Here is a 2,598-nt window from a genome sequence, read left to right as displayed (position 1 = left end):
CGCCAGAACGAATCCGCAGACGGACGAAAAAAGGATAGTAAGTGAAACTGCCCCGCTGGTTCCCCAGCGGGGTTGTTCGTCATGCATGAGCTTGGTGCAGCCGTGATGAGAACGCAAGGTGGGCGGGATTTGACGCTCACCCGACAATGGATCCACAGCGTAGTTGGGTACCGGATGCCCGATGCCTTGGCATGATCCTGGATGCTCAGAATGTGCGTCCTAGCGCCGAACGATGCAAACTGACACTGATACTTGTTGCAAAAGCGAGTGCCGCGAGGATAACTCCAATGGAAAACGCTCGATCAAAGTCGGTGACTAGAAAAATGTGGGAAGTGGCTATTCCGCTACCATTCACGTGGCTGTTCAGTTCTGCCGATGAGACCGCTATACCCACAAGGCGGCCAAGATTTCGCACAAGCGCCAGTAAGCTCCCGACTTCACCGCTATGTTGAGGTGGGACTGCCGCCAACACGAGTGCGTTATTCGGCGCGGTGAATAGGCTGAGCCCAAGGCCGAAGAGAAACAGATCGATCGTTGTATAGGCAAGCGGCGTATGCACAGACGAGGAGGAGAAAACGGCTACGGAAATGCCCACCATCGCCATGCCTATCACAGGCCAAGCGCGGGGGCCATATCGATCACTTAGCCATCCTGCGACTGGTGAGAATACGAACATACTCAAGGATTGCGTCATCAAGACGAGCCCCACACGAGTGGCTGATTCACCTTGCACATCTCGTAGAAAGATGGGGAGCATGAATTGGGGCATCATCATGAGCACGTATGAAAGAAAACTTGCAATCACAGATAGACTAAATGACGGAATACGAAAGTATGTCAATTGAATGAGCGGGGCTGGTGTGTGTCGCTCGTGAACCAGAAAGAGCAAGAAACATACGACGCTCGTGACGAGAAGCACAATGCTTGGAGTGCTCGTCCATCCCCAGGACCCTGCCTCACTGAATTCGAAGAACATCACGGCTACTGCAGCAGTAATCCAGATTGCGCCGACAAGATCGAGTGGTTGTTTCTCCTTTGAAGTCCTGAGCGGTGGAAGATGGACAATGCTAAGCGCTAGCGAAATCATCCCAATCGGGATGTTAATCCAGAAAACAGATCGCCATCCAAACAAGGAAAGAAGAACACTCCCCAGACCAGGCCCGATGATTGTGCCTAATGCCACGATGCTGTTGACATATCCGAGTGGTTTTCCGCGCCTTTCTGGCGGGAACGTGAACGTAATGATGGACATCACGTTCGCCATGATGAGCGCCCCGCCCAAGCCTTGTATCATCCGAAACATGATAAGTTCCATAAGATTTGTAGCTACGGCACACAGTGCAGAAGAGATTGTGAAAAGAGCAACACCCATAAGGTAATAATTCTTTCTGCTTCCGCGATCGGACAGTGAGCCGAGAAGCGGGAGAAGTGTAGTCACCACGAGAAGATATGCGGAGACCGCCCATTGAAGCGAAGATGGTGGACGGTGAAAAGCACGCTCAAGCGTAGGGATCAATACATTGACCACGCTGCTATCGATATTGACCATCAATGTCCCTAAAACAACGCTGGTGAAGATCCACCACATCTTCCGAGATTCTAGCCGGGAAGGATGTTGCCCTCGGCGAATCCCCGGCATCAAGGTTGTGAGATTACGCATCTTCATGCAATCTCCCCGAACGGACATGCTCATCAAATCGGCTAAGAAAAATATCCAGACTTTGTTTTCGCATCAGAATATCCTTTCGCCACTCGTACAGTTCTTCCAACCCTTTCTGAGTGATCGCGTATACGCGTTTTGCAGGACCGGATTCTTCGGTCATCCATTGCGACGAAACAGCTCCGCGTTCCTCAAGATCACGTAAAGTGCGATATACAGCGCCACTGTCGATATTCCATTGTTCCGGGAGAAGCGACTTCAGTTTGGACCAAAGGGTTCCTCCGTGCGCTTCACCGTCCAACAGCAACAACAGCAAGAACGCTGGCAAGTGACGATTCTGTTTCTGCATCACGAATACCATTTCTCCTTCTTTATCAATGGGGAAGGCGCCAGGTTGGCGCCTTCTCAACTTTTCACCGTTTGACTTCCGCAAACTCGCGCATACGTTCCTGAATCTGCGTAAACGCTTGGTCAGGTAACCGCTTCTCTCCGCCTAGCATGCGGGCATTCAGAACGGTTTCTGCCGCTTCATCAAGGGTCGCCAAAAGTTGAACGGTCTCGGTGATCGTGTGCGAGAATGCAAGCACGCCATGATTGGCCAAAAGAACCGCCCATACACCTGGTCGCTCTTTCACGATTTGAACAATGCCTTTGACGGAGGCGTCCGAACCGCGCGGCGCCCAAGGGACGACCGGAATATCCTCTGTTACACCAAAGCGGACGAGTGGCTCATACACAACAGGGATAGGTTGCTGAGCCACCGCAAACGCGGTCGCATGTGGCGCATGCGTGTGAATCACGCAACCTACGGACGGACGTTCACGGTATACACCAGCGTGCATCTGAATGATTTCGGCCATAACGGGTGCAATATCACCCTCGATCACTTGTCCGTCCAGGCGAATCAGTGCAAAGCTGTTTTCATCCAAACGTTCGAT

At 52.0% G+C, this 2,598-nt stretch carries 3 protein-coding genes; all 3 read right to left on the bottom strand.

Annotated features, from left to right (window positions below):
• Nucleotides 1-205: 205 nt before the first annotated feature.
• The gene (locus tag AS26_RS13400) at nucleotides 206-1,666 is read right to left on the bottom strand and encodes an MFS transporter (RefSeq protein WP_245629789.1); all 1,461 of its coding nucleotides are present in this window, start codon (nucleotides 1,664-1,666) and stop codon (nucleotides 206-208) included.
• Complete coding sequence (locus tag AS26_RS13395) at nucleotides 1,653-2,009, bottom strand: PadR family transcriptional regulator (protein WP_245629790.1); 357 nt, start codon at nucleotides 2,007-2,009, stop codon at nucleotides 1,653-1,655. Before AS26_RS13395 ends, AS26_RS13400 begins: the two co-directional genes overlap by 14 nt.
• A 64-nt stretch (nucleotides 2,010-2,073) precedes the next feature.
• Nucleotides 2,074-2,598: class II aldolase/adducin family protein (locus AS26_RS13390; protein WP_062310587.1), on the bottom strand; the 525-nt coding region annotated here is incomplete at its 5' end.

It is taken from the genome of Alicyclobacillus sendaiensis NBRC 100866 (assembly GCF_001552675.1).
Lineage (GTDB): Bacteria > Bacillota > Bacilli > Alicyclobacillales > Alicyclobacillaceae > Alicyclobacillus > Alicyclobacillus sendaiensis.
This window is presented reverse-complemented; position numbering and strand designations above follow the sequence as displayed.

Bases quoted from the DNA above. Each gene is read 5' to 3' on its own strand.
- AS26_RS13400 (WP_245629789.1), bottom strand. From the start codon at position 1,666: ATGAAGATGCGTAATCTCACAACCTTGATGCCGGGGATTCGCCGAGGG.
- AS26_RS13395 (WP_245629790.1), bottom strand. From the start codon at position 2,009: ATGCAGAAACAGAATCGTCACTTGCCAGCGTTCTTGCTGTTGTTGCTG.